The organism is Exiguobacterium sp. NPDC077395, assembly GCF_050269125.1.
In the GTDB taxonomy this organism is placed as follows: Bacteria; Bacillota; Bacilli; order Exiguobacteriales; family Exiguobacteriaceae; genus Exiguobacterium; species Exiguobacterium aestuarii_A.
Genome location: NZ_JBNNHU010000001.1, coordinates 367,876 through 392,514, shown reverse-complemented (window position 1 = coordinate 392,514; position 24,639 = coordinate 367,876). Strand labels below are relative to the sequence as shown.

At 49.6% G+C, this 24,639-nt stretch carries 20 protein-coding genes; 6 read left to right on the top strand and 14 right to left on the bottom strand.

The window, feature by feature from the left end:
* The first annotated feature begins 2 nt into the window (after nucleotides 1-2).
* A complete protein-coding gene (locus ACQKD4_RS02095; protein ID WP_214793289.1) occupies nucleotides 3-683 on the top strand; it encodes a DUF4956 domain-containing protein in 681 nt (226 codons plus the stop codon).
* A gap of 70 nt (nucleotides 684-753) precedes the next feature.
* Here the strand turns inward: ACQKD4_RS02095 and ACQKD4_RS02090 are convergent, their stop codons facing one another.
* Together ACQKD4_RS02090 and ACQKD4_RS02085 are read right to left on the bottom strand one after the other, a co-directional pair.
* A complete protein-coding gene (locus tag ACQKD4_RS02090) occupies nucleotides 754-951 on the bottom strand; it encodes a hypothetical protein (RefSeq protein WP_427372312.1) in 198 nt (65 codons plus the stop codon).
* Between the two features lie 117 nt (nucleotides 952-1,068).
* Entirely contained in the window at nucleotides 1,069-3,195 is a 2,127-nt protein-coding gene (locus ACQKD4_RS02085) for a Mur ligase family protein (protein ID WP_427372311.1), read from the bottom strand.
* A gap of 317 nt (nucleotides 3,196-3,512) precedes the next feature.
* Here ACQKD4_RS02085 and ACQKD4_RS02080 point away from each other — a divergent pair, with 317 nt between their 5' ends.
* From ACQKD4_RS02080 to ACQKD4_RS02070, 3 genes are all read left to right on the top strand, one after another.
* Nucleotides 3,513-5,864, top strand: a complete 2,352-nt coding sequence (locus ACQKD4_RS02080) for an adhesive domain-containing protein (protein WP_427373258.1) — start codon at nucleotides 3,513-3,515, stop codon at nucleotides 5,862-5,864.
* A gap of 75 nt (nucleotides 5,865-5,939) precedes the next feature.
* Nucleotides 5,940-7,595, top strand: coding sequence for a hypothetical protein (locus ACQKD4_RS02075; protein WP_427372310.1), 1,656 nt, complete (start codon nucleotides 5,940-5,942; stop codon nucleotides 7,593-7,595).
* 170 nt (nucleotides 7,596-7,765) lie between these two features.
* Entirely contained in the window at nucleotides 7,766-8,332 is a 567-nt protein-coding gene (locus ACQKD4_RS02070) for a class D sortase (RefSeq protein ID WP_427372309.1), read from the top strand.
* A 58-nt stretch (nucleotides 8,333-8,390) separates the two neighbouring features.
* Here the strand turns inward: ACQKD4_RS02070 and ACQKD4_RS02065 are convergent, their stop codons facing one another.
* The 11 genes from ACQKD4_RS02065 to ACQKD4_RS02015 form a co-directional block, all read right to left on the bottom strand.
* Entirely contained in the window at nucleotides 8,391-9,353 is a 963-nt protein-coding gene (locus ACQKD4_RS02065; protein ID WP_427372308.1) for an aldose epimerase family protein, read from the bottom strand.
* A 14-nt stretch (nucleotides 9,354-9,367) separates the two neighbouring features.
* Nucleotides 9,368-10,897: a UDP-glucose--hexose-1-phosphate uridylyltransferase gene (locus tag ACQKD4_RS02060; RefSeq protein ID WP_427372307.1), complete on the bottom strand. Its 1,530-nt coding sequence runs from the start codon at nucleotides 10,895-10,897 to the stop codon at nucleotides 9,368-9,370.
* Nucleotides 10,894-11,898, bottom strand: a complete 1,005-nt coding sequence (galE, locus tag ACQKD4_RS02055) for a UDP-glucose 4-epimerase GalE (RefSeq protein ID WP_427372306.1) — start codon at nucleotides 11,896-11,898, stop codon at nucleotides 10,894-10,896. The genes ACQKD4_RS02060 and galE overlap by 4 nt, the downstream gene beginning before the upstream one ends.
* Entirely contained in the window at nucleotides 11,895-13,079 is a 1,185-nt protein-coding gene (locus ACQKD4_RS02050) for a galactokinase (RefSeq protein WP_427372305.1), read from the bottom strand. The genes galE and ACQKD4_RS02050 overlap by 4 nt, the downstream gene beginning before the upstream one ends.
* A gap of 22 nt (nucleotides 13,080-13,101) precedes the next feature.
* Nucleotides 13,102-15,168, bottom strand: coding sequence for an alpha-galactosidase (locus ACQKD4_RS02045; protein WP_427372304.1), 2,067 nt, complete (start codon nucleotides 15,166-15,168; stop codon nucleotides 13,102-13,104).
* Nucleotides 15,165-17,153: a beta-galactosidase gene (locus tag ACQKD4_RS02040; RefSeq protein WP_427372303.1), complete on the bottom strand. Its 1,989-nt coding sequence runs from the start codon at nucleotides 17,151-17,153 to the stop codon at nucleotides 15,165-15,167. The genes ACQKD4_RS02045 and ACQKD4_RS02040 overlap by 4 nt, the downstream gene beginning before the upstream one ends.
* 18 nt (nucleotides 17,154-17,171) lie before the next feature.
* Complete coding sequence (locus ACQKD4_RS02035; RefSeq protein WP_214694276.1) at nucleotides 17,172-17,957, bottom strand: carbohydrate ABC transporter permease; 786 nt, start codon at nucleotides 17,955-17,957, stop codon at nucleotides 17,172-17,174.
* A 12-nt stretch (nucleotides 17,958-17,969) separates the two neighbouring features.
* Nucleotides 17,970-18,923, bottom strand: a complete 954-nt coding sequence (locus ACQKD4_RS02030) for a carbohydrate ABC transporter permease (RefSeq protein WP_214694278.1) — start codon at nucleotides 18,921-18,923, stop codon at nucleotides 17,970-17,972.
* 67 nt (nucleotides 18,924-18,990) lie between these two features.
* Nucleotides 18,991-20,292 (bottom strand): ABC transporter substrate-binding protein, encoded by a 1,302-nt coding sequence (locus tag ACQKD4_RS02025; RefSeq protein ID WP_427372302.1) that lies wholly within the window; start codon nucleotides 20,290-20,292, stop codon nucleotides 18,991-18,993.
* A gap of 24 nt (nucleotides 20,293-20,316) precedes the next feature.
* Nucleotides 20,317-20,763, bottom strand: coding sequence for a hypothetical protein (locus ACQKD4_RS02020; RefSeq protein ID WP_427372301.1), 447 nt, complete (start codon nucleotides 20,761-20,763; stop codon nucleotides 20,317-20,319).
* Between the two features lie 166 nt (nucleotides 20,764-20,929).
* On the bottom strand, nucleotides 20,930-22,081 hold the full coding sequence (locus tag ACQKD4_RS02015) for an ROK family transcriptional regulator (protein WP_427372300.1): 1,152 nt from the start codon (nucleotides 22,079-22,081) through the stop codon (nucleotides 20,930-20,932).
* Nucleotides 22,082-22,429: 348 nt separating this feature from the next.
* Between ACQKD4_RS02015 and ACQKD4_RS02010 the strand changes: the two genes are divergently transcribed.
* Nucleotides 22,430-22,882 carry a sigma factor gene (locus ACQKD4_RS02010; protein WP_427372299.1) on the top strand — a complete coding sequence of 151 codons (453 nt, stop codon included), beginning with the start codon at nucleotides 22,430-22,432 and terminating at the stop codon, nucleotides 22,880-22,882.
* A gap of 5 nt (nucleotides 22,883-22,887) precedes the next feature.
* A complete protein-coding gene (locus tag ACQKD4_RS02005) occupies nucleotides 22,888-23,808 on the top strand; it encodes a tyrosine-type recombinase/integrase (protein ID WP_427372298.1) in 921 nt (306 codons plus the stop codon).
* A gap of 323 nt (nucleotides 23,809-24,131) precedes the next feature.
* On the opposite strand, the gene ACQKD4_RS02000 is transcribed toward ACQKD4_RS02005, so the two are convergent.
* Complete coding sequence (locus ACQKD4_RS02000; protein WP_427372297.1) at nucleotides 24,132-24,632, bottom strand: serine O-acetyltransferase; 501 nt, start codon at nucleotides 24,630-24,632, stop codon at nucleotides 24,132-24,134.
* Nucleotides 24,633-24,639: the final 7 nt, after the last annotated feature.

Genomic DNA, 24,639 nt, shown 5'->3' with positions numbered 1-24,639 from the left:
CTATGGACACAACCGTAAACTTTAACGACATTATCAAAAACAGCTTTTTAAACGAGTTCAGCTTTGGCAACTTGTCAATCATCGACGTCATGCTCGGACTGCTCACGGCTTTCTTAGCGGGGAGTTTCATCTATTTCATCTATAAGACGACCTATCGCGGCGTCCTGTATAGCCCGAGCTTCAATGCGACACTGCTCGTCATGACGATGATCACGTCGCTTGTCATCATGACGATTTCGACGAATGTCGTCCTCTCGCTCGGGATGGTCGGGGCGCTCAGTATCGTCCGCTTCCGGACGGCGATCAAAGATCCGCTCGACGTCGTGTTCATGTTTTGGGCGATCGCTGCCGGTATTTCAAGTGGTGCCGGGCTCTACTTCTTGACCCTGTTCGGTGCCGCCGTCATCGGAGCCGTCATCGTCAGCCTCGCTCGCAAAAAACATACAGATACGCTTTATCTTCTTGTCATCCATTACTATGAGGACGGGAACGATGAAGTACGACGGGAGCTTCAACAACTCGACTACACGCTCAAGTCGAAGATTGTACGGAAAGACGTCGTCGAACTGACGGCTGAAGTCCGATTGAAAATCGACAACACGGCCTTTATGAACCGATTGAATGACATCGAGGAAGTGCGAGATGTTTCTCTTGTTCAATACAATGGGGATTATGCTGTTTGATGCAACGGGACCGATTCAACAATCGGTCCTTTTCGTATGCAAAAAAAGCGAAAGAGATTTCCTTTCGCTCTCACAAAGCACGATAGTAAAACAAAGCAATGTTCGAACAAATAATGATTATCAAAATCATAATCATTAGCCAGTCAAAGATTGATTGTTTAACTGAGCGGATTTCACTTTCAGCTTCACTCAATCGCAAGTCCTTTTCTGTTTCTAACAGTTCTTTTTCAATTTCACGATTGATTTGGTCCATTTCTTTTTGTGTCAAGAATCTTCCTCCTTTATTAATATGACCCAAACAACTAAATAATTGAGGAATACGTGGCTCAATCTCGGAAATGTAACGAAATCACATCACCTACTCAGGATTAGAATCATTTGATAGTCATACTCTCTGTTCCTCGATTTCTTCGCCAATCTGCACGAATAACATTCGATTTTCGATTTGAATCAACGTGCGTTTAACGTGTCCAAAAATTAGAAAAATAGAGGTTTTAGAGATTTGAGGGATGTATAGCTCTTCCCTGTTGATAGGATGAATTTGATCCAACTCTACACCAATTTTAATTAAGTCCTCTAAGGTGTAAGACTGTTGTTCCTTCACTCGATAACGTCCAGTTAAATTCAATACAGCTTGTTCGTTTAACTGTAGTTCCCTTGCATAGTTTTGAATTTCAGTTAACGCTTGATTCACGCCATTGAATACTGAATCTGCCAATTGATAAGTCGCACTCGGATGTTGTGTTGATATGAGTTCAGCAATTAACTCCCGTATTGTGAACGTCTCCCCGGTTTCAAATACTCTTTTCGTGTTGATGCGTGCTTGATTTGTGGGCCACTTTTTCAAAACGACCGCTCGATTCAGATCCACCCCTTTTTTCAAAACTAACAGGAGCAATAAAATATGACCTAACCCTTCTAAATTACTAGCATTCGACATACCGTTACGTAAAACAGATTGTTGATGTTGCAAGTGATAAATTTCAGCTCCCCAATGTGGATGTAGATGATTCGCTAAATTATGAGGAGAAAAATCGTTTAATGAATGATTCGATCTTTTTAGATATTTGGGTAGGAGATGACTAACTTCTCGAAAATCGCTTCCTGAAACCGAACCCTTTAGCATAATGAAACTATCATGTGAACAATAATAGGGAATTCGTTTTGCTAAATCATCAGCATTCATAAACCAGCCTCCGACAATCTCAGCTGGCATTTGTTTGATGACATTTCTCATATACAATCCATGTCCGAAAATAAGATCAGGCTGCGCTTCTAAAATAGAATCAATCAGAGAATCATGGAGTGATTGCGAACGCTCTCCCAAATCTGCAATTTGGCCAAGTACAAGGATTTTTTTACCGTGATAATACTTCTTTTTCTCTTTAAATGTTTGAATCGCATTGATCATTGCTGGTACCGAGGCATTATGTGAATCGTCCAATATGGAAACGTGACGGAGATCTTTTGTATGGATTTCTTTTTGTTCCATCACGCGTGGTAAAGAACGAAATTCATGCAATCTCGGTAAAATATGCGCCATTGAAAAACCTAACTCTACTAAGCAAAGAATGGCTCCGAGTGCATTGGCAATCATTCCATCGCTCGATATTTCTAGCGAAAATTGATAGATTTTCTGGTTGTACCAAAACTCTATCTTTGTATGGTCTTTATAGATTTCTTTTCTTGCCACATAAAGTGTTGCGGATGGATTATTCATACTGTACGTAACAATTCGCTTCGTTTTTTGATTCGCTTTATTCATGAGCAACTGCAAAATCGGAGGATCGATGTCTTGATTCAGTACGACCAATCCGTCATCCGTTAGACCGTCGATGATTCTACTCTTGAAACGCGCAATGTTCTCTTTCGTATTTAGAGTAGATAAATGTGCTTCACCAATTGAAGTAATCATGGCTACATCCGGACGAATCAATAGCGATTGATTCCCCCTATTATTTAGCGCATTTAAAGAAATTTCTAACACTCCAACATCTGGTTGCCTCGCTAGTTTAGCGCCATGCAACACGACACCCATTTGAGTATTATTATTCCCTCTAGTTGCCAATAAATCATGTGTTTCCCCAATCATCTGTTCAATCATCAATCGAGTTGAACTTTTTCCAACGGAACCTGTAATCGCAATGACAGGACGATTCATCTTCTCTCTAGCGACCCGGGCCAATTGAAAAACAGCTTCATAACTGTCTTTGACGATCAATTGAGGTACTTTATTTTTTAATTCAACAATAGGTGTTTCCGTAATAATAAGGGCGCATTTTTCCCAATGCGATAAAATACTCCGATTCCCATCCACCCAACTAGTCTTTTTACCCATTCTTAAATCCCATATGGACTTCGATATTGAAATAAACGCAGTGTGTTTACTACTTACCTCTTCCAAAAAAGAGGGATTTATTTCAAAATCATTAATCACCAAATTATTTTTTATGGGAATATAGAATTCTCCTTGAACAATCCGTTTGATTTCCGACATATTAATGCCTTTCAAGTTAATAACCCCCTAATTTAAAAGTTTTATTGGTATTTTATATCCATATAATAAATGGAATTCAATTATCAAAATAAGAATTTTATGGTTATTTTGATTGTATTATATATTATTTTTGTCTAAAATGTGAATTAAATATCCAGATTATACACCTATATATTTATTAAATGGATGTATAAGGGATATTAAAAATACTTTTTAGGAGGTTATTTCAAAAAGGTAAATTACGGTCGCAATGATTACTTGGTTGAAGGAGGAGAATATAGTTGAAGAATTTTGACTATAAAGCGAGATTGAAGAAAAGTAACAATTGGAATATGCGTAGGAAAAAGAAAGCCCTTGCTACAGTTGCCATCGCCTCATCTCTTGTACTTAATACTTCACCAAATGTTCCTTTAGGGAACTTACTTATTAATCCACATTATCAAGTTGAAGCAGCATCGCTAGCTGAAGTTCAGTTACTAACAGATGTTAATGTAAACGCCACCTTGACAGATTTACCTGCTGACCCAGATCATTACAACTTAAACTTAAATTTACAGGGAACCGGTTTAGCGGATGTCGAAATCGTAAACCCTGATCGAGTTGCAGTCTTTTACGCTCCAGAGCTAGCAGGTTTATTATCCGAGAACGGCCCAGCCGATGTAAGTGTGGAGATTTTACCGATTACGCTTTCAGATGTTCCGAGTCTTGAAACGGATATTGACACTGTGACAGGTACTCTTACAGACTTGGTTACCGGTTTAACGACAACTCTTGATGCAGCAATTAGCGGACAGCCAATCGATGGATTGGTTCAAGTAAATGGTCTTACTGAATTGAATGCAGCGCTCGACAACTTAAATAATTTAGATACAGCCCTAGCTAACCTCACACAGTACAATGATTCAATCCCCGTAACAATAAATCCTGACGGTTCAATCGTTATTGATTTCTCTGATGGTCTCGGCAATCACGTCGAAACCGCAGTGATTGATGTAGTTCAATCCGCCTTGAGCGATGCGCTAACTGCCGTAAATAATATTGAAGTCGTATTATTGAGTGATCTCCCACTGTTACAATCTCTTTTAACTACTTTAGTAATCGATCCAATTGTCGATCCATTAATTGCAGCCTCAACATTATCTATTAATAACTTACAAACCGAACTCACAACGGACACGGTAACTCTCAGCAACGAGTTAGCGGGTCTACAGGTACTTGGTCAGACTACTGTCGATGCCGATGTTCTAGTCGATCAACCATCAGGAATCAATGGTGATGTCACCGTTTATGGTGCAGGCATTCAGGATTCAGTGATTGACGCCGTATTGCTCAGCAGTTTGGTAAGTAGCGACGTCATCACATTTGATGAAGGTGACGATTCAGACGCTGACGCTGACGCTGATGCCGATGCCGATGCTGATGCTGACGCCGATGCGGATGCTGACGCGGATGCTGACGCGGATGCTGACGCGGATGCTGACGCGGATGCTGATGCTGACGCCGATGCCGATGCTGACGCGGATGCTGATGCTGACGCCGATGCCGATGCTGACGCCGATGCTGATGCCGATGCCGACGCCGATGCCGACGCTGACGCTGACGCCGATGCCGACGCTGATGCGGATGCCGATGCTGACGCGGATGCTGACGCCGATGCCGATGCTGACGCTGACGCGGATGCTGACGCTGATGCTGATGCTGACGCAGATGCTGACGCCGACGCTGATGCCGACGCTGACGCAGATGCAGATGCGGATGCCGATGCTGACGCCGATGCTGACGCGGATGCTGATGCTGACGCCGATGCCGATGCTGACGCCGATGCGGACGCTGACGCCGATGCCGACGCCGATGCTGACGCCGATGCTGACGCTGATGCCGACGCCGATGCCGATGCTGACGCTGATGCCGATGCTGATGCCGACGCCGATGCCGATGCTGATGCCGATGCGGACGCTGATGCCGATGCTGATGCCGATGCTGACGCGGACGCTGATGCCGACGCTGATGCCGACGCTGATGCAGATGCCGACGCGGATGCCGATGCTGACGCGGATGCCGACGCGGATGCCGATGCTGACGCGGACGCCGACGCCGATGCTGATGCCGACGCCGATGCGGACGCTGATGCCGATGCCGATGCCGATGCCGATGCCGATGCCGACGCCGATGCCGATGCCGATGCCGATGCTGATGCCGATGCTGATGCCGATGCTGATGCTGATGCTGATGCTGATGCGGACGATATAATCGCCCCAGATTCACCAACTGTTAATCCAGTCACAGTCGGAGACATGTATATCACTGGTACAGCTGAACCTGGATCAACGGTAACCGTAACTTTCCTAGATGGAACGATGGCTATGGGAATCGCGGATGCCTACGGGAATTACACAATTGAGGTTCCTGATAACGTCATATTAAATGCAGGAGATCAATTACGTGTCACTGCAACGGATGAAGCCGGCAATGAATCTGACCCTACTTTCACATACGTATTAGGTAGTAGCGGTGGTAATGGCAGTGATAATGGTCATTCAAACGGGGGATCGAGCGATGTAGAGGGAATCACGCTTCCGAATACGGCAACAAATGCATGGTCACTTGGCGCTACTGGATTAAGCGCATTACTACTTGGTTTTGTCATGAAGTTGTTCAGACGTAAGAAGCCGTTGGATCAATAATTGTAATAAAGGAACAAGTGAATCATTTGCTTGTTCCTTATTTTTCATAATGAATGTTGCGGGGTGATGAATATGATGAAATCGATGCAGTCTACCGAAATGCAATCAATGCTTGCTGATATGTCTCAACAATTCAAATCAACTACTGACTACGATCTATATTCCAAAAGTAAAACTGTCCATCTCTTTGCTACATTTGGATTTGAAGATAAGCGCGCAACTGTCGTGCATGTCAGTGCAATCGGAATCAATCAGGCGCTAAAATCATTAGAGCGAAAAGCAAAAGAATTGATCGACACTTTTCCAATGAATATAAAAATTGATGTAGTGACTGAAAAACGTTCGATTGATATTCTTTCTTTTATCGAATTAATTACACGCACGAAGAAAAATTATTTTAGGTTCGGTTTAAGCTTTGACAAGACATTGAGTCAAGCTTTCTTAGAACAAGAATTGAACGGGAACGCGATGATTCAAATTTCTCCTGAAAATAAAAGAGGATATCTTCATGAAGCAAACATTCAAACTTACATCACCATGCATCGTCCAGATATGAACCCTATTGATTTTAATAAAATTAGTGAACTCTACTTATTTTCAACGAAAGGATACTTCTTTGATGGAAAACAGTTTTTCTCTCTCCATTATGATGAGTTCAATCACGGAAGAAGAGACACACCGTTAAATCGAAAGGAAGTGTGTTACCTTGTTGACTCCGGTCAAAACTATTTAACAAGTTTGAGTAAAGAGAGTGGCCAATTCACATACGGATATTTCTCCTGTTTTGACAAAGAAATTAAATTCTACAATATGCTTCGCCATGCCAGTACGTTATTTTCAATGATTGAAGCTTATGAATTTAATCCCACGCTAGAAGCAAAAAAAACAATCGAAAATGGCTTAATTTTTTTAATCAATAACGCGTTATATGTGGATGACACAAACGACATCGCCTATATAATCGATGGTCTTGATGGAAACCAAGAAATTAAATTAGGAGCTAACGCTGCCGCGATTTTAGCTTTCACAAAGTATATGGACGTGTTCCAAGATTCCACATATCTTCAGATCAGTGTTCAGCTGGCGAATGGCATTTTACGTTTACAACATGAAAATGGGAGCTTTACTCACGTCCTTCACTATCCTTCTATGAAAGTGAAAGAACGTTTCAGGATTGTATATTATGATGGCGAAGCCGCATTTGCACTCATGCGACTGTATCGCATACAAAAAAATGAGCTATGGTTGCAAGCAGTCGAGAAGGCTTTTGATTATTTCATACAAGAACAATATTGGAAAAATCACGATCATTGGCTTAGTTACTGCACAAACGAGTTGACCATGTATCGTCCTTTAGAAAAGTATTTTCAATTCGGTCTTGATAATGCAAAAGGTAAATTACATTTCATTTATCACCGAATCACAACATATCCCACTTTCTTAGAATTGACGGTAGCCACGTATAAGATGGTACAACGCTTGAAACAAACTAACTTCGCACACCTATTAAATGATTTTGACGAAGAGTATTTGATTGAGACAATTCACACACGAGCCGAATATCAACGCAACGGATTCTTTTATCCTGAACTGGCGATGTATTATAAAAATCCAAAACGAATTACAGGTAGCTTTTTTATTCGCCACCATTCGTTTCGTACACGTATCGATGATGTCGAACATTATTTATCAGGATATATCGCCTATTGCGAAGAATTTCATCCCCAATAATCCAGCATATAAAAACTAAATAGTAGAGTACGATTTTCAATACAACTGTTATTTCGATTTGGACAGCAACGAAATCAATGAAAAGAAAGCTAATTCTCAAAATTGATGACCACGTCAGTCTTTCCTTAATTCGGAGGTATACGTTGATTAATAAAATCGGAAGTATATGTATGATTATTGGTTTATTGTTAGTGGGGTACTTCTTCTATCAATTATCCGCTCAAGAACTTGTTCAAAAAGAATCTTTAGATGAAGCAGTACGTTATATCGAAACCGTTCAAAAAGAAAGTAAAAATTCTGCTACAAAACAGCAAGAAACAGAAAAGTTCGACGCTGAATATTTAAGTACTTTTGGAACGCTCACCATTCCAAAATTGAACGAAACACTCGGTATTGTGGAAGGCGCAGACAGCGACGCTTTACACAAAGGTGTCGGTCATATGCAAGAAACCGTATACCCTGGTCAGGGGGAGCAAATCATTTTAGCGGGGCATCGCGACACCGTTTTCCGTAATTTTGACCAGTTGAAGATTGGTGATCGTTTTATCATTAACATGCCTTACGGAGAATTCTCTTACGAAATTAAACATACGAAAATCGTATCAGAACACGATACGACGATTGTTGGAAAAATGGGCCAGGAAGTTCTGTTAGTATCGACCTGTTATCCATTTAGTATGATTGGTGATTCCTCTGAGCGATTCATTGCATATGCGTATCCAATAAACGGACTCTAATAATCCGAAAAAAGAAGCAACGGATGACGAGTAATTCGTCATCCGTTGCTTCTTTTTTTCACTCCACCCCAAACCGATACACCGTCCGCGAATGATACAACTCACCCGGCTTCAGTTCGATCGAGGTCGCGATGTCTGGATGATTCGGGGCGTCTGGGAACGCCTGTGCCTCGAGACAAATCGCGCTATATTTTTGTCGGCCGTCAAGCGTTACCGGTGTCTCTTCACTGAGGAAGTTACCCGTATAGACGACCATGACGGGTTGATTCGTCTCGACCGTCATCGTCCGTCCGCTCACCGGGTCATGTAGCCTCGTCTCCCCGTCCTTCAAGATAAACGGATGATCGAGCCCACCGGCTTTTACAATGGCCTCATCTCCTGACTCGAGCGCTTCTCGAACCGCTTTCCCGTCCCGGAAATCAAACGGACTTCCGCTCACATCCCGCAACTCCCCTGTCGGCAGCGATTCCGCATCGAGCACCCCGACCGAATCCGCTGGTAGCGTCAGCTCATGGTCGTAGATGGTCGGGCGTCCCCCGAGATTGAAGTAGTTATGATGGTTCAGGTTGACCCACGTCAGTTGGTCCGTTTCCGCCGTCATCGTGACAATCAGTTCATTGTCATCTGTCAGTTCATATAACACTTTGAAGAAGACGTTTCCGGGATATCCTTCTTCCCCGTCCGGACTCATATACGTGAACTGGATACACTGCTCGTCGGCATCCATCTCCCAGTGACGGGCCGTGATGCCTTTGTCGCCTCCATGGATATGATGGGGCGCCTCGCTTGGGGTCAAGGCGACGCCATCGATTTCCGCGTCACGGATCCGTCCGGCAATCCGTCCGACGACCGATCCGAGATAGACCGGGTTTTCTAAGTATTGAGAGACGTCCCCATATTTCAAGATGACCGAGTCGAGATTGCCGTCTCGGTCTGGGGCCGTCAGTTCCATCATCGCACAACTATAGTCGATGGCGGATAGTTTCATGCCGTTGGTGTTTTGAATCGTCGCTTGTTTCACTCGTACAACCACCTTTAGTTCGTTTTCTCTCTCATTCCCGACCTTGGTGTTCCGTACTCCACTTTATCGACATGACTCAGGAGCGAACGGACGAACACATCAAACCGTTCCTGCCCCGTCTCCGTCTGTTTGAAGACACCGGCATCTTCGAGTCCTTTCACAAACTTGTCGACGACGGCCTGGTCGACGATTGTTTTCGGGTCGCCCGATTTCTTCCGTAACGTATCGGCCCATTCCTCGTGCATCGCTTCAACTTCGACATCTTCACCCGCCACATAACGGACGACTTGTTCGAGTTCCCTCTTCAGGCGCGCCGGTAAGACAGCGAGTCCCATCACTTCAATCAAGCCGATATTCTCACGCTTGATGTGATGCACGTCAGCATGGGGGTGGAAGATCCCGTCCGGATGTGCGTCGCTCGTCCGGTTGTTCCGAAGCACGAGGTCGAGCTCATAGCGCCCGTCCCGTCGTCTCGCGATCGGAGTGACCGTGTTATGCGGGACGCCGTCCGTATATGGGATAACTTCACTCGATTCGTCCTCATAGTCGCGCCAATAGCCGAGCAACTGATTCGCCAACATGACGAGCTGCTCCTTTTGACGGGAACGGAGACGAACGACCGAGAGTGGCCAGTAGAGTGTCTCAATCTCGACCTGGTCATAGCGCTCCGAGCGATACGTCGAGACGACACGCGCATCGTCCATCGCAAACCGGTAGCGGCCGGCCTGATAATGGTCGTGCGTCAAAATCGAACCGCCGACGATCGGCAAGTCCGCGTTCGACCCGGCGAAATAGTGCGGGAACTGTGTGATGAAGTCGAGCAGACGCTCGAACGCGCCTCGGTCGATGACCATGTCTCGCACCTCGTTCGACAACAAAATCGAGTGCTCGTTGTAGTAGAGGTACGGTGAATATTGGAACGACCATGGCTGTCCGCCAAGCGTGAGCGGGATGACGCGATGGTTCGCACGCGCCGGGTGTTTCAAGTGTCCGCCGTAGCCTTCGTTCTCGATTGCGAGCAATCCTTTCGGATAGTTCGACGTTGGGGTCGGCTGCGTTCGGGCGAGTGCAATCTCACGCGGGTCCTTCTCCGGTTTTGACAAGTTGATCGTGATATCGAGCGTGCCATAGCGGGTCGGTGCTTGATATGTGATGTTGTTCGCGATCCGCCGTGTCTGGATATAGTTTGACGCTTGACTCATTTTATAGAAGAAACTCGTCGCCGCCGTCACGTCCGTCGCACGAAGTTCATTGAAGCGATGCGTCACCTCGGACGGTTTCGAGACGAAGACGTTCATCACTTCAGCCATAAAGCGGTCCTTTTCTTCAAGTATCGGTTCAATCAACTCCTGTTCGATCGCATACGCGACCAACTTCTCTAACGCGTCCGGGATTGCCATCGACGGTACAGACGCCGGGACATCCATGTCGAGTTTATGAAGCGTGGCGAGCACACGGTTCCGTGAATAAATCCGGTCCTGCTCGTCAATCAATTCTGCACGAATCGCCGCCTCGACGAGCGCCTCAATCGTCACATCGATCATCGTCTCACCTCTTTCGCCTGATAACCGAACGGATGGCTCGCATGCCAGTTCCACGCGTCCGTCAAAATCGTCTCGACATTTGAGCGGGTCGGTGTCCAACCGAGGACGCGGCGAGCCTTCTCGGACGAAGCGATCAACTTCGCCGGGTCGCCGGCGCGGCGTTCGCCGAGTCGGACCGGGATGTCATGCCCCGTCACTCGACGTGCCGCTTCAACGATTTCAAGCACGGATAGTCCGTTCGCCGTCCCGAGGTTGAACACGTCGCTCGGTCCGTCTTCCCGTAAATAACGGAGTGCGAGAAGATGCGCGTCGACGAGGTCTTGGACGTGGATGTAGTCGCGGATACACGTACCGTCTTCTGTCGCATAATCATCACCGAATACGGTGATCGCATCACGCTGTCCGTTCGCCACTTGAAGGACGATCGGGATGAGGTGTGTCTCCGGGTCGTGGTCCTCCCCAATCTCACCGGTCGCGATTGCGCCAGCGACGTTGAAGTAACGGAGCGCGACCGAGCGGATACCGTGTGCTTGGTCACACCAGCGAATCATCGACTCCATCGCAAGCTTCGTCGCCCCGTATGTGTTCGTCGGATTCGTCAGCGCCGTCTCATCGATTGGCATAACGGTCTGGTCACCGTATGTCGCGGCCGTCGAGGAGAAGACGATCCGCTTCACCCCCGCGTCCCGCATCGTCTCGAGAAGCACCTGTGTCCCGAAGACGTTGTTGTCATAGTAAGCGAGCGGGTCTGTCATCGATTCACCGACGAGCGAGTTCGCAGCGAAATGAAGAACGTCCGTGATTATTTCTTTTGCGAATACCTCTTTCACAAACGAACGGTCACGTAAGTCCCCTTCATAAAAACGGACGTCTTGCGGGATCGACTCGACGTGTCCCGTCTGAAGATTGTCGAGGATGACGACGTCTTCCCCGTCTTTCAATAAGGCACGGACGGCGTGCGATCCGATATAGCCGGCACCGCCGACGACAAGTACACTCATTTCACTTCCTCCTCTACGAGTTCTCGGACGCCGTCCCCGACCGAGGCGACGTAACAAGTCGGCGCGTAACCGATCGTCTCTTCATATTTCGCAGACGTCTGTTCGATCATCGCGCCAGTATTCGTTTGTCGGACGATGGCGATGGCACAGCCACCGAATCCTGCCCCTGTCATGCGGGCACCGATGACACCGTCACAGCCTTGCGCGGCCGCGACGAGCGTGTCGAGTTCAAGCCCCGTCACTTCATAATCGTCCCGAAGCGACGCGTGTGACGCGTTCATCAACTGACCGAACGTCTCGAGTCGTCCTTCTTGTAAAGTGGTATAGGCAAGTTTCGTCCGCTCGTTCTCCGAGACAGCGTGACGTGCCCGTTTGCGGAGCGTCTCCGGCAAGTCGATTGCGACTTGTTCGAACGCCTCCATCGACAACTGCCCGAGTGACGCCACGTCGAATTTTGGTTGAATCAACCCGAGCGCCGTGTCGCATTCACGTCGACGCTCGTTATATTTCGAGTCGGCGAGCTCACGTCGTTTATTCGTATTCATGATGACGATGTCGTATCCGTCGAGGGAGATTGGTGCGTAGTCATGATGGAGCGTCTCACAATCGAGGAGCATCGCCTGCCCGGCTTTGCCCATCCCAATCGCAAACTGATCCATGATACCGCTGTTGACGCCGATGAACGTGTTCTCAACACGTTGTCCGAGTCGGACGAGGTCAAGCCGTTCGAGACCGAGACCGTACACTTCATTCAACATGAACGCCGTCACGAGTTCGAGGGAGGCCGATGACGAGAGACCCGCCCCGTTCGGGATATTGCCCGCGAGAAGGAAGTCGAACCCGTGGATGTCGTGCCCGTCTTGTCGAAGGAGCGTGACGACACCTTTCACGTAGTTCGCCCAGTCGTGGCTCGCCTCGTATGTTTCGTCCGTCACCGGGAACGACACGATGCCGACGTCCTCAAAGTTGCGTGAGTAGACACGAATCAAATCGTCCTCCCGCTTCTTCACGAGTCCATACGTCCCAAACGTGATCGCACATGGGAAGACGTGCCCTCCGTTATAGTCGGTGTGCTCACCGATCAAGTTGATGCGACCCGGTGCGAAGAACGACCGGTCCGCTGATGCGGTGAACACCTCCTCGAATTGTTGTTTCAGCTGTTCCATATCAAATGAAAGCATACGGCTTCATCCCTTCCATCGCTCATGCCGGGTGGATGACCAGGCAATACGCGTCATAGTCTGTTTGTTGTGTGAGGTTTATGCCTTGTTCCATCAAATAGCGTCCGCTCACGCGACGCCCTTCTAGTTCGTACGTCCGTTCCGGGTCGAGTCCACGTAGCTTCACGCGTAAGCGGTTCTTCCCGTATTGGCGTCGGTCGGCGTTGACGAGGACGACATAGTCTTCTCCGTCCGTATAGCCGACGGCGTGGAAGCCGTCCCGTTTGAGCGAGGCGAGACGATGACTCGTCCCGTGCTGTACGAGCGGGCGGATCGTCTTATATGTCTCGATCCATTTTTTCGCTTCTGCCAATTCCTCTTTCGTCCATTCAAGCAGGTTGCCGCCGATGCCGAGCGTCCCTTGCATGGCGCTGACGAACCGGTATCCGAGCGGCAACGAACGATTGTTCAACCAGTTCGGCGCGTCCGTCACCCAGCAGCTCATCATCTTGGCGTTATAGGCGTATGAGAAGCCTTCCTGGATCGCGAGACGGTCGAGTGCGTCCGTGTTGTCGCTCGTCCAAACCTGTTCGACGCGCGAGAGGACGCCGAGGTCGATCCGCCCACCGCCACCGGCACATGACTCGAACGCGACATTCGGGTGTCTTTCCCGTAACGTGTCGAGGATGCGATACACCGCTTCCGCGTGACGGAGCCATAATTCCTTCGCGTCACGTAGGCGTGGGCTGTCCGGCTCGGAGAAGGCACGGTTCATGTCCCACTTGATATAACGAATGTCGTGGCGTCCGAGCAACTCGTCGAGCCAAGACGTCACGTGCGCCTCGACTTCAGGCAAGGCGAGGTTCAAGACGAACTGGTTCCGCGACGTCGTCGACGGGCGTCCGTCCGTATAGTAGATCCATTCCGGGTGAGCCCGGTACAGGTCGGAATCTGGATTAACCATCTCCGGTTCGACCCATAAACCGAACTGGAGACCTTTTTCCTTGACGTAACGGACGAGCGGGTCGAGCCCGTTCGGGAACTTCGTCTCGTTGACATGCCAATCCCCGAGTCCGGCTGCGTCCGAGTGACGTTCACCGAACCAGCCGTCATCGACGACGAACAACTCACAGCCGATGGCGGCCGCCTCGTCGACGAGACGTTTCTGTCCGTCCTCGCTGACATCGAAATAGGTCGCCTCCCACGAGTTGTAGAGGACCGGGCGCAACACGTCACGTGTCGCTTCCGGCATGATGACGTCGCGTTCGAAGTCGTGGGCGTTCTGGCTCATGCCACCGAATCCGCTCTGCGTATAGCCGATATAGCCAGGTGGCGTCGTGAACGACTCCCCCGCTTGAAGCGTCTTCGCAAAGTCGAACGAATTGATCCCGCCCGTCACTTGCGTGAAACCGAACTGGTCTTTCTCAAAATGGATCGCCCAGTTGCCGGAATGTCCGAGGAAGCCGTAGACGACTTCCCCATGTGTCTCCGTCGCGTCGCTGTCGAGTGCGAACCACGGGTTGCTTTGATGGCTCGTCAACCCGCGACGGCTCTCGATCGTCTTCTTACCTGGGAGGAGCGGCCCATCTTGAAGCTGGAACTCGCTCGTCCACGCCCCGCTGAAATGATGGAGTCGCATGTCGCGCTCGATGAGTCCGAGGCTGAATGACTGTGCGCTCTCGAGCGTGACCGTCTCTCCTGCTTTGACGGTCATGCGGCGGGCGATGATGTCGTACGCCGGATAAAGCGTGAACTGAAGCGTCACATGAAGGGACTGAATCGAGTCGAACAAATCGATTTCGAGCGTCTCTCCATCGATCCGTGCATCACGGAGTGCGAACGCATGCAGCCGTTCCGTCTCGGTGTGACTCTTCAACGTCGGTTCCGTATAGACGAGGTCGCCGAACGAGGTGAACTCGTAAGCCGCCACCCCTTCCGGTGTCTCGAACGACGAATGCAACACGCGCGCGTCCGGTAGTTCTTTGATGTCCGACTCATGCAGCCGTCCACCGAGATACTGATGGACGAGACGACCGCGTGCATCGACATCAAATACGTACGTGAGATTCGTCCCGATGAGTGCGAACCGATTGTCGTGACGAACGATCATGCCTCCACCTCCCGTTTGAGTAGGACGACCGCGAGCGGTTCGAGTTCGAGCGTGCCCGTCATCGTCTCCCCGTCGAGCGTCTGCCACGTGCCGTCGAGTTCGACGGATGACGTGACCTCGGTCGAATGGTTCAAATAGAAGCGGATCAACTGCCCGTCCCCATGACGATCGACTTTCTCGACATCGTCCGGGAGTCGTTGTGCGTCGATGCCGGCACGCGTGAGTGCCTCGTGATAGACCGTGTCGAGCATCGCATCGTCGACCGATGAGCCGATGTACGTGACGTCGCCTTTATACGTGTGACGCGTGATGGCCGCCGTTCCTTTATAGAACGCCTGCCCGTAAGTCGCTAACACCTCGGCGCCTTTTGGTGTGATCAAGTCGCACCAGATGTTCGCCTCAGACACTTGGTCGCCGAGGCGGACCTCGTTCGACTGGACGGCTTGTAAGCTCTCGTACTCATCAATCTCAATCCCGGCATATTCGGCGAATTTTCCAGGGAGCGTCAAGTTATGGCAACGGTTAATCGGGTCTTTCACCCCAGTGCGATACGTGAAGATGACGTTCCCACCGTTCTCGATATAGTCGATGAGCGTCTCGTCGAACACGTCATTCCCGAGGAAATAGAGCGGGACGATGACGAGTTTATACGAGTCGAGCGCGTCACCCGGGAAGACGATATCCGTATTGACGCCTTGACGGACGGCCGAACCATAGAAGCGGACGAACTCTTGTTTGAAGTTGAACGCGTCCGAGTGCGGCTGGTGCGCCCACGCCCATAAGTTCTCTTGGTCGAAATAGACTGCGACGTCTGACTTGTATGCAGCCGCGTTGATCATGTCTCCATGCGCGTGAAGCTCTGACATGACGTGCTTCACTTCCTCGAACTTCCGTTTCGGCTTCCCATCATGGTCGATGATGCCGTGACAGAACTCTTCTGTCCCGAAGTCAGCGGCACGGAATCGGAAGTAGACGATTGCCTCGGCGCCTCGGGCGACAGCTTGATGTGTCCAGAGGCGGATATGTCCTGGTCGTGGCAAGTAGCCGATACGGCTCCATCCTTGTGCCCCACTGAGCTGCTCCATCACCCAGAACCCTTTTCCTTGTTTCGACGAGCGGCACAGGTCGTGGTCGTGCGCCGTCTTCTCAAAACGGTTCGGCTCCGGCAATCCACCCCAGACCGGGTAGTTGTCGAATGAGACGTAGTCGAGATCTTGGGCCATCTGCTGCTGGTTGATCGCCATGTCGCTATACACCAAGTTATGCGTGATGAACGCGTCCTCGTGGATGAGCGGACGGAGCGTGTCGACTTGGAGTTTGTTGAACGAGCGATACGCGTCCGAACAGAAGCGGTCGAAATCGACGAGAAGTGACGGGTTGTGTTCTTGGAACACGGTGCGAGGAACCGGAATCTGTGTCCATGCCGTATATGTATGGCTCCAGAAGACGGTCCCCCAAGCCGCGTTGAGCGCGTCGAGCGTCTCGTAACGTTCTTTCAGCCATTTCTGGAACGCCACTTGATCGACGTCGCCGTACGAGCGGTCCGACTGTTCATGTCCATATTCGTTGTCCGTCTGCCAGCCGATCACGCGTGGATGACGACCGTACCGTTCCGCCATTTTGCGGGTAATGCGTTCGCAGTACTCGCGATAGACGGGGCTGTTGACCGTATAATGACGACGGGCACCGAAACTGATGCGGACGCCGTCTTTCGTCACCGGGAGGATGTCCGGATATTTCTCGATGAGCCATGCGGGCGGTGTCGCCGTCGGCGTGCCGAGGACGATGTCAAAGTGTTCGCCGAACGTCTCGACGACCTCGTCCCAAAACGAGAAGTCGAACTCACCGTCTGCAGGTTCCATCATCGTCCAGGCGAATTCGGCCATACGAATGACGTTGACGCCGAGCTCTTTCATCAATCGGACGTCCTCGTCCCAAAGCGCACGGTCCGTCTGTTCTGGATAGTAATCTACTCCTAAATACATATTGTTCACCTCAATCGATTATTTGACCGCTCCCGAAGTCATGCCTTTTTGTAAGAAGCGTTGGAAGAAGATATAAAACACCATCGTCGGCAAGCTGATCAAGACGAGCGAGGCGTACAGTTTACCAGGGTCCCCGCCGAGCGCTTCCGTGAAGAAAGTCGGTGCCATCGTCACCGTCTGCTTGGCCGGGTCCGTCATGAATGTGAGGACCATCAAGTACTCGTTCCACGAGTTGAGGAACGCGTAGATCGTCGCTGTCGCGAGCGCTGGCTTGGCGAGCGGCATCATGACTTTATAGAAGATTTGGAACGTCGACGCCCCGTCGATATGCGCCGCTTCCATCAATTCGTTCGGCAGTTCGTCGAAGTAGCTCTTGATGAGCATGAGCCCGAACGGAAGGAAGAAGGCGATCTCGGCACCGATCAATCCCCAATAGCTGTTGAGCCCGTCAAGCGTACGTAGCGTGAAGAAGAGCGGCACGATGAGCGAGGCGACCGGTAGCATCAACCCTGCCAAGACGAGATTGAACAACAGGCGCTTCCCAGCAAACTGGAGCTTCGAGAATCCGAACGCCGCAAAGGCGAGAAGCGAGATCGAAATGAGAATCATGAAGAACGCGACGATGAAACTGTTGATGACGAACTGTGGAAAGTTCGGGTTTTGAAGCGTCGCGATATAGTTTTCAAAGCCGTTGACACGTAAGCTTTCCTTGAACATGACGAAGATCGGGAACAACCAGAGGACCGCCATGAGCGAGAGACCGATATTGGTGAACCATCTTCCTTTTTTCGTTTGCAGTTCCATAGCTACTCCCCCTTAGTCCATTTTCTTCTGTACACGCATCTGGAAGTACGTGATACCGAGTGCGATCGCAAGCAAGATGATGGCGACGGCACTGGCATAACCGACCTCTTGATGAAGCATCGACTTCCGGAACAGGTATGTCGAGATGACCTCGGTCGAGTTACCCGGTCCACCTTGCGTCGAAATCCAGACGATATCGAACGTCTTCAGACCACCGATGACCCCGAGAATCGTCAATGTGAACGTCGTCCCTTTCAAGTTCGGGAAGACGACACTCCAAAGCGTGCGCCAGAAGCCGGCACCGTCAATATTGGCCGCCTCGAACACTTCCCGTTCGATGGCGAGCATCGCCATGTAGTACATGATCATCGACGAGCCTGTCCATTGGAAGATGTTGATCAAGATGATGGCATAGAGTGCGACATCCTGGTCACCGAGCCAGTTCTGCTCAAGGGCACCGAGTCCGATCATGCGAAGGAATTCGTTGATGTAACCGAACTGGAAGTCAAAGATTTGTGTGAACGCCGCCCCGAGGACGACCGGGCTCAAGACGACCGGGAAGAAGAACACCGATTTGAAGAACGTCCGGCCCGCGCCTTTCGTGTGAAGCAAATAGGCCAACACGAGCCCGAGACCCGCCTGAATCGTGACCGTCAAGATCGTGAAGATGCCCGTATTCTTGAGCGCGTTATAAAATTCTGGGTCTTGGAACATGCGTGCGAAGTTCTCGAAGCCGACATACACTTTCTCAAACGAGATCCCGTCCCACGAGAAGAGCGAGTGATAGGCGTTATAGAAGATGCCATAATAGATGAAAGCGATGACGAACAGGACGGTCGGGGCGACGAACGCCCAGCCGATCAAGTTTTGCTTCATCCGCTCTTTCTTCCGGATCGGGTTCGGCGCGCTCGGCGGCACCGACGCGAGCTTCGGCTTGGACTTGTTCAAATCGGTTGCTTGTTGCATAAGGTTCCCTCACTTTCAGATTCAAAAAATCGAGCGCCAGTCAGTCTGGCTACTGGCGCTCGTTCGATTATTTACCTTGGTCCGCAATCGCCTGGATGCGTGCGAGTGCTTCTTTCGCATCTTGTCCGGCAGCAATGTTTTGAAGTTCTTTCCCGAGTGCGTCGTACACTTTCGGGTCACGGATTCCGCGTCCCGCGACAGCGTTCTTCACTGTTTCATTCAAAATTTCGTACGACTGACGCTCGACGTCGTTCGTGAACTTGTCTTCGTATGCGACTTCGATGTCTTTGACAGCTGGTGCCATCTCAAACTTCTCCATATAGAGCGCTTGGCCTTCGCCTTGCGTCATGTAGGCGATGAAGGCAGCCGCACCGTCTTGTTGTTTCGACTCTTTGTTGACACCGAGTGCCATGTCAATTGAAGCGATGACCGGTTGTTCTGTGCCACCTGCGAGGTTAGGCATCGGGACGAAGCCGATCTCGTCTTCGAAGTTGTTCCACTTGTCACGCTTCTCGACCGTCGTCATCGAGTGGGCTTCCCATGAACCGATGATCCACATTGCGGCTTTCTTGTCGAAGAAGTTGTTCATGCCGTCCATGTATGTCGCGAGACCCAATGCCCCTTCTTGGAACACTTTGTCTTCGTACAGTTGTTGCCAAAGTTCAGCCGTCTCGACCATCTCTTTGTCCGTCCACTTCGCGTCACCCGCGAGTACGTCCTGGATGTAGCCTGGTGCGACCTGGTGGCTCAAGACGTTGAAGACGTCGACGCCGACCCATGCGTCTTTCGCACCGAGTTGCATCGGGATGACCTTGTCGCCTGACGCGTTGATCTTATCGATTGCTGCGACCGTCTCGTCATACGTCTTCGGTGGCGTCACGCCGTATTTGTCAAGAAGCGTCTTATTGTACATGAGGTATGCCTGTCCTGTGAAGCCGACCGGTACCGCGTACTGTTCGCCGTCGACCGTCGTCTGTTCGACGCCGAGCTCGATCAATTTTTCTTTCCAGCCTTCGCCGGCCGCTTTGTCCATGTAGTCTTTCGCTGGTACGAGGCGATCCTTGTATTGCGGGATCATCGGTTCCTTGAGACCGATGACGTCCGGACCGTCTCCCCCGAGCATCGCGACTTGGAGCTGTTGCTCGTAGTCCTCGAGACGCTTGAATTTGACGACGTAGTCGTCTTGCGATTCGTTGAACGCCTTCGCCATTTCTTCCCCGACTTCAGGTTGTGGCGCCCAGCCCCACCATGTGATGACCGGCTTGCCGTCTTCCGTTGTCGCCGCCGCTTGTTCGTCATCGCCGCACGCAGCGAGTAAAGATGAGAGCATTAAGACAGATGATGCGAGTGCAATCGTCGTTTTTTTCATGTTCATTCTCCTTTGAATGTGTTGTCACGCCACGATACGATGGCATAACTCCCGAATAAGATGGTCTGGCATCGGGCGATCCCCGAGCCGTGTCAACGTGTACGTGATCAGTTCCAAATCAAGCTTCGGTCCGTCTATGTATGGGCCGACGACGTAAAGGTCCGCCCCGAACGGCAATGCGTCCTGTTCTTTCAATCGCCAGAGCAACAGCTCGAACAAGCCGTCCATGTCGTCGAACGACACGTCGCGAGAGAGCGTCGATGCCCGGAACAATCGGATGTCACGCGTCTCCTCGTCATAGAGACGAAAGATGCCGTCGCGTCTAGAGCGCGTGATGATCATGCTCGTCTCCTTGCCTGTGAACGCTTCCATTTCGTCGAAGGCGAAGTCGTGTCGTGCGAACAATCGGGTCGCCCCGTAGCGACCGAAGATCGCGTGGAACTGGTCTTTCAATGGTGTCTCTTTTTGCATCGCTACCCCTCCAAACGTGTCGTTGAGAGTGTCACCCCTTACTTAGTAAATTAAATTTATTATCTAACTACACATAGACTATAGCACGCCCTCATTCATCTTGTAAACGCTTTCTTATAAAGAAATGAAAAATCGCCTTTCTGTAAAAGAAAGACGACTCGTTGTTTCATTGGATTTCACCGAACATCTCGTTCGTGATGAGGGCCGCGGCCCCGAGCGCGCCTTGGCTAACGTTCCACGGGACGACACGGATGTCGGTCTGACGGGCGTCGAGGGTGAGCGCCGTCTGGGCGACACGATCCTGGATGTTCGTCACGACGTCTGGCGCATAGTTGAAGAGTGGTCCCCCGAGAAGAATACGGCCCGGGTTTAACAGATGGATCATATTCAATGTCGCGATGCCGATATATTCACCGGCCCGTTCATATAGCTTTTGAACGTCTTGATTCGAGCTTACGGAATCACGGAGGTCGTCGAGCGTCAGGTCATGCGCGAGTTGACGGGCCTCGTTCAAGATGGCACGCTCACCTGCGACCGCCTCTAAACAGCCACGGTTGCCGCATGAACAAATCGGTCCGTCGAGCATGATGCGCATATGCCCAATCTCACCGGCGATGTGATGCTCCCCATCGATCAATTCGCCTGCGTGGACATACGCTCCCCCAATTCCGTACCCGGCATACACATAAAAGAACTCCTCGATGCCGATGGCTTCCCCAAAATACAGTTCGCCAAGAGCGAGCGTCCGCACGTCGTTTTCGACGAAGACGTGTTGACCGAGTCGCTTTTCGAGTTCGCGTTTGAGCGGAATGTCGTGCAAGTGGAAACGTGGTGCGAACAAGACGACCCCGTCACCCGCCTCGACCATCCCGTGCACAGAGACGCCGAGTCCGATGACATCGCCTTCCGTGCGCTCGTTCAATGTTATGTATAGCGCGACGATGGCGTCGATGAACTCCTCGTTTGTATCGAACCGTTCGTCATGCCATGCCTCGTCAAGCAGTTCCCCGTGGATGTTCGTGACGACCCCGTGCAGCTTTCGCTGCGTCGCATCGATGCCGATGACGAAACGGTCGCTCGCCGCGAGCTCGAGCATGATTGGGCGTCGTCCCCCACTCGAGACGCCGAGCTCCCGCTCATTGATCAATCCTTCTTCTTTCAGTTCATTGACGATGTTTGAGATTGTCGGTTTCGTCAAACTCGTCTTCTTAGCGAGCTCGACGCGCGATACCGGCTGATGGAGCCGGATGAGCCGAAGGATGAGCGCCCGATTATAGGTCCTCATCCATTTGGAGTTGCGTGGTGTTGTGTTCCCCATGACCATTCCACCTATTCCTGTCATTTTCTTTTAGTATAGCATGTCCAGGAAAGCGGTCAGCGGTTGACTGAAACATTCTTTCATCAAGAAATGATGGATTATTTCTCTCATATCGGTCAAATCAAATGATTCGACTGGTTAATACAACGCCATCAGGAAAGAAACGCTATTCTTCTCCTTTCTGTCATTGTTACACCAATGCCTAACGCCTCTGTCACCTTAATCCCAATGTTATCGGAGATATCCCCTGGGCTTATGTGTGATAAGGGCGGTCGCTAGGCGGGGGGAATAGCGTTTATACTCGCTCTAACCTAGGAATACGAAAGAGCGCTCGGAAAAGAACGGAACATGAAAACGATTGACGAACAAATCGCAGAATGGGAGCCGATGATCCATTACGTCATCCGCCACTTGAACATCCACCCGAACGAGCAGGACGACTGTGTCCAAATTGCCCGCATCGCCTTATGGGAAGCCTTGAACCGGGGGTGTACGCTATCGAAGACGTATTGCTTCCAGCGCATCCGTGGGGCGATTCTGAATCATCAACAAAAGAACGCACGGCATTTGAAACATGAGGTCGCAGCTGAACGGCTCCCCGAACAATGTATGACATCCGAGCGCCATCTGTTTGACTGGCTCGACGAACAACGAAAAAATCTATCCCCACGCCACTTCGAACTTCTCTGTCACCTGATTGACGGCACAGAACAGACGCTCGACTACTCCGCAAGCCGATTGCGGGCGTATAAGGCCGACGTTCAACGTGAGTTGCGAGAAGAGTTATATTCGAAGGAGTGAAAACAATGGAACCGATTCAAATCAAAGAAGCGATCACGCGTTACTTGGAAGATGTAGAGATGCGACAACAACGCTCATCGGAGACGGTGAAGACGTACCGGAACACGCTACGCCGATTTGAGCAGATGATGAACCAGTCGAATGTAGTGTATCTGAAAGACGTGGATGAAACTGATCACGCGTTTCCTTACCGAGACAAACTAGTAGATGAAGAGCTTGCGTTCAATACGATTAAAAAATATGTGAGTGTACTCAAGTCGTTCATGTCCTACTCGGTCAAACGAGGATGGATTACACGTAATCCGTTTGTACTCGTCAATGTACCTGGTGCCGAAGCAAAGCGGCAATCCATCATTTTAAGCCGGGAACAAGTGAATCAGCTGCTGCATCATGCACACAATGCGACACTCTATAACATCTTTTTAATTGGCTGCGATGCCGGTTTCCGAATCAGTGAGACGTTAGATTTAAAACTCGAGGATGTATCGTTTAAGACGAACGACTTGACCATTCGACATGGGAAAGGGAATAAAATGCGAGAAGTGCCGATGACCGAACGCATCCGAAAATCGTTGGAGCGTTATATTCAGGTCGAACGGCCAAAATCAGACAAGGACTCACGATACTTGTTCATCATGCCGAACGGCTCAAAAGTCCGCGCGAACTATGTGAATGAATATCTTTTAGAAGTATCAAAAGAACAGCTCGGATTCGGAATTACGAGTCATGTTCTTCGTCACAGCTTCGCAACCGAGCTCTATAACGCCGATGTCAAAATCACGAAAATCAGTCGATTACTCGGGCATGCTTCAACTGAAACGACCGAGTTGTATCTGCACATCTCGAAAGAACAGAATCATGAAACGATTGAAGTGTTGAATGCGAAGAATCGGGAGGTGAGTAACTTCTTAAAGACTAAGAAATGATGAACCAAAAGAGCGAACATCCATCATAGGGTGTTCGCTCTCATCTATAAAAACATTTATCACGCGGAAGTTTTTCATGTCACTCCCTAGCAGTATCACACCGCCAGACACCATCTGTGAATGAGTTGTTAATGAACCATGAGAGGTCTCGTCTCACCCGAAAATGCGTACTTATCCCCAAGCCATCCAAGACTCAATTAACCAGCTACTCACACGTAGCATGTAACAACTTTCATTAACTTTAGAACAGTTTGATGGATTTTTTGTGACACCTTCAACTTTATCCTGTCTTAAAAGGACTTAATTGACCGAAATAATTTGAATCAATTGGAAATAATTTTAGCCGGAATACCTACTGCAGTTGAGTGTGGAGGAACGTCAGTGAGTACCACAGCATTTGCCCCTATCGATGATCCGTCTCCGATTGTAATATCTCCAAGTATTTTTGCTCCGGCCCCGATAAACACATTGTTTCCTATTATTGGAGCTTTTCCTTCAGAAACTCTTGTACCAATTGTTACTTGATGAAAAATAATCACATCATCTCCAATAGTTGATTTACCACTTATAATAATACCCATACCACCATGAGGCAACCCTAGCCTCTTTCCTATCTTAGTTGTATATGGTACTTCACTATTAGCAAATATTCTTATAAAAACGATATCAAGTATACGATAAATCAACATAAGAACTTGCTTCAAAATTGGGATTTTTATTTTTGAATGAATGAAATTACCCATTTTATATATAATGATAGTTAAATTACCATAACCTGCTTTTCTCCATTTTTTTTTAAGTATTGATAAGTATTTATTTGTCAATTTTTCT

What these genes read in the sequence shown, in the direction of transcription:
- ACQKD4_RS02095 (WP_214793289.1), top strand. Translation starts at nt 3, where the DNA reads ATGGACACAACCGTAAACTTTAACGACATTATCAAAAACAGCTTTTTA.
- ACQKD4_RS02080 (WP_427373258.1), top strand. Translation starts at nt 3,513, where the DNA reads ATGCGTAGGAAAAAGAAAGCCCTTGCTACAGTTGCCATCGCCTCATCT.
- ACQKD4_RS02075 (WP_427372310.1), top strand. Translation starts at nt 5,940, where the DNA reads ATGAAATCGATGCAGTCTACCGAAATGCAATCAATGCTTGCTGATATG.
- ACQKD4_RS02070 (WP_427372309.1), top strand. Translation starts at nt 7,766, where the DNA reads ATGATTATTGGTTTATTGTTAGTGGGGTACTTCTTCTATCAATTATCC.
- ACQKD4_RS02060 (WP_427372307.1), bottom strand. Translation starts at nt 10,897, where the DNA reads ATGATCGATGTGACGATTGAGGCGCTCGTCGAGGCGGCGATTCGTGCA.
- galE (WP_427372306.1), bottom strand. Translation starts at nt 11,898, where the DNA reads ATGAGTGTACTTGTCGTCGGCGGTGCCGGCTATATCGGATCGCACGCC.
- ACQKD4_RS02050 (WP_427372305.1), bottom strand. Translation starts at nt 13,079, where the DNA reads ATGCTTTCATTTGATATGGAACAGCTGAAACAACAATTCGAGGAGGTG.
- ACQKD4_RS02045 (WP_427372304.1), bottom strand. Translation starts at nt 15,168, where the DNA reads ATGATCGTTCGTCACGACAATCGGTTCGCACTCATCGGGACGAATCTC.
- ACQKD4_RS02040 (WP_427372303.1), bottom strand. Translation starts at nt 17,153, where the DNA reads ATGTATTTAGGAGTAGATTACTATCCAGAACAGACGGACCGTGCGCTT.
- ACQKD4_RS02035 (WP_214694276.1), bottom strand. Translation starts at nt 17,957, where the DNA reads ATGGAACTGCAAACGAAAAAAGGAAGATGGTTCACCAATATCGGTCTC.
- ACQKD4_RS02030 (WP_214694278.1), bottom strand. Translation starts at nt 18,923, where the DNA reads ATGCAACAAGCAACCGATTTGAACAAGTCCAAGCCGAAGCTCGCGTCG.
- ACQKD4_RS02025 (WP_427372302.1), bottom strand. Translation starts at nt 20,292, where the DNA reads ATGAAAAAAACGACGATTGCACTCGCATCATCTGTCTTAATGCTCTCA.
- ACQKD4_RS02020 (WP_427372301.1), bottom strand. Translation starts at nt 20,763, where the DNA reads ATGCAAAAAGAGACACCATTGAAAGACCAGTTCCACGCGATCTTCGGT.
- ACQKD4_RS02015 (WP_427372300.1), bottom strand. Translation starts at nt 22,081, where the DNA reads ATGGGGAACACAACACCACGCAACTCCAAATGGATGAGGACCTATAAT.
- ACQKD4_RS02010 (WP_427372299.1), top strand. Translation starts at nt 22,430, where the DNA reads ATGAAAACGATTGACGAACAAATCGCAGAATGGGAGCCGATGATCCAT.
- ACQKD4_RS02005 (WP_427372298.1), top strand. Translation starts at nt 22,888, where the DNA reads ATGGAACCGATTCAAATCAAAGAAGCGATCACGCGTTACTTGGAAGAT.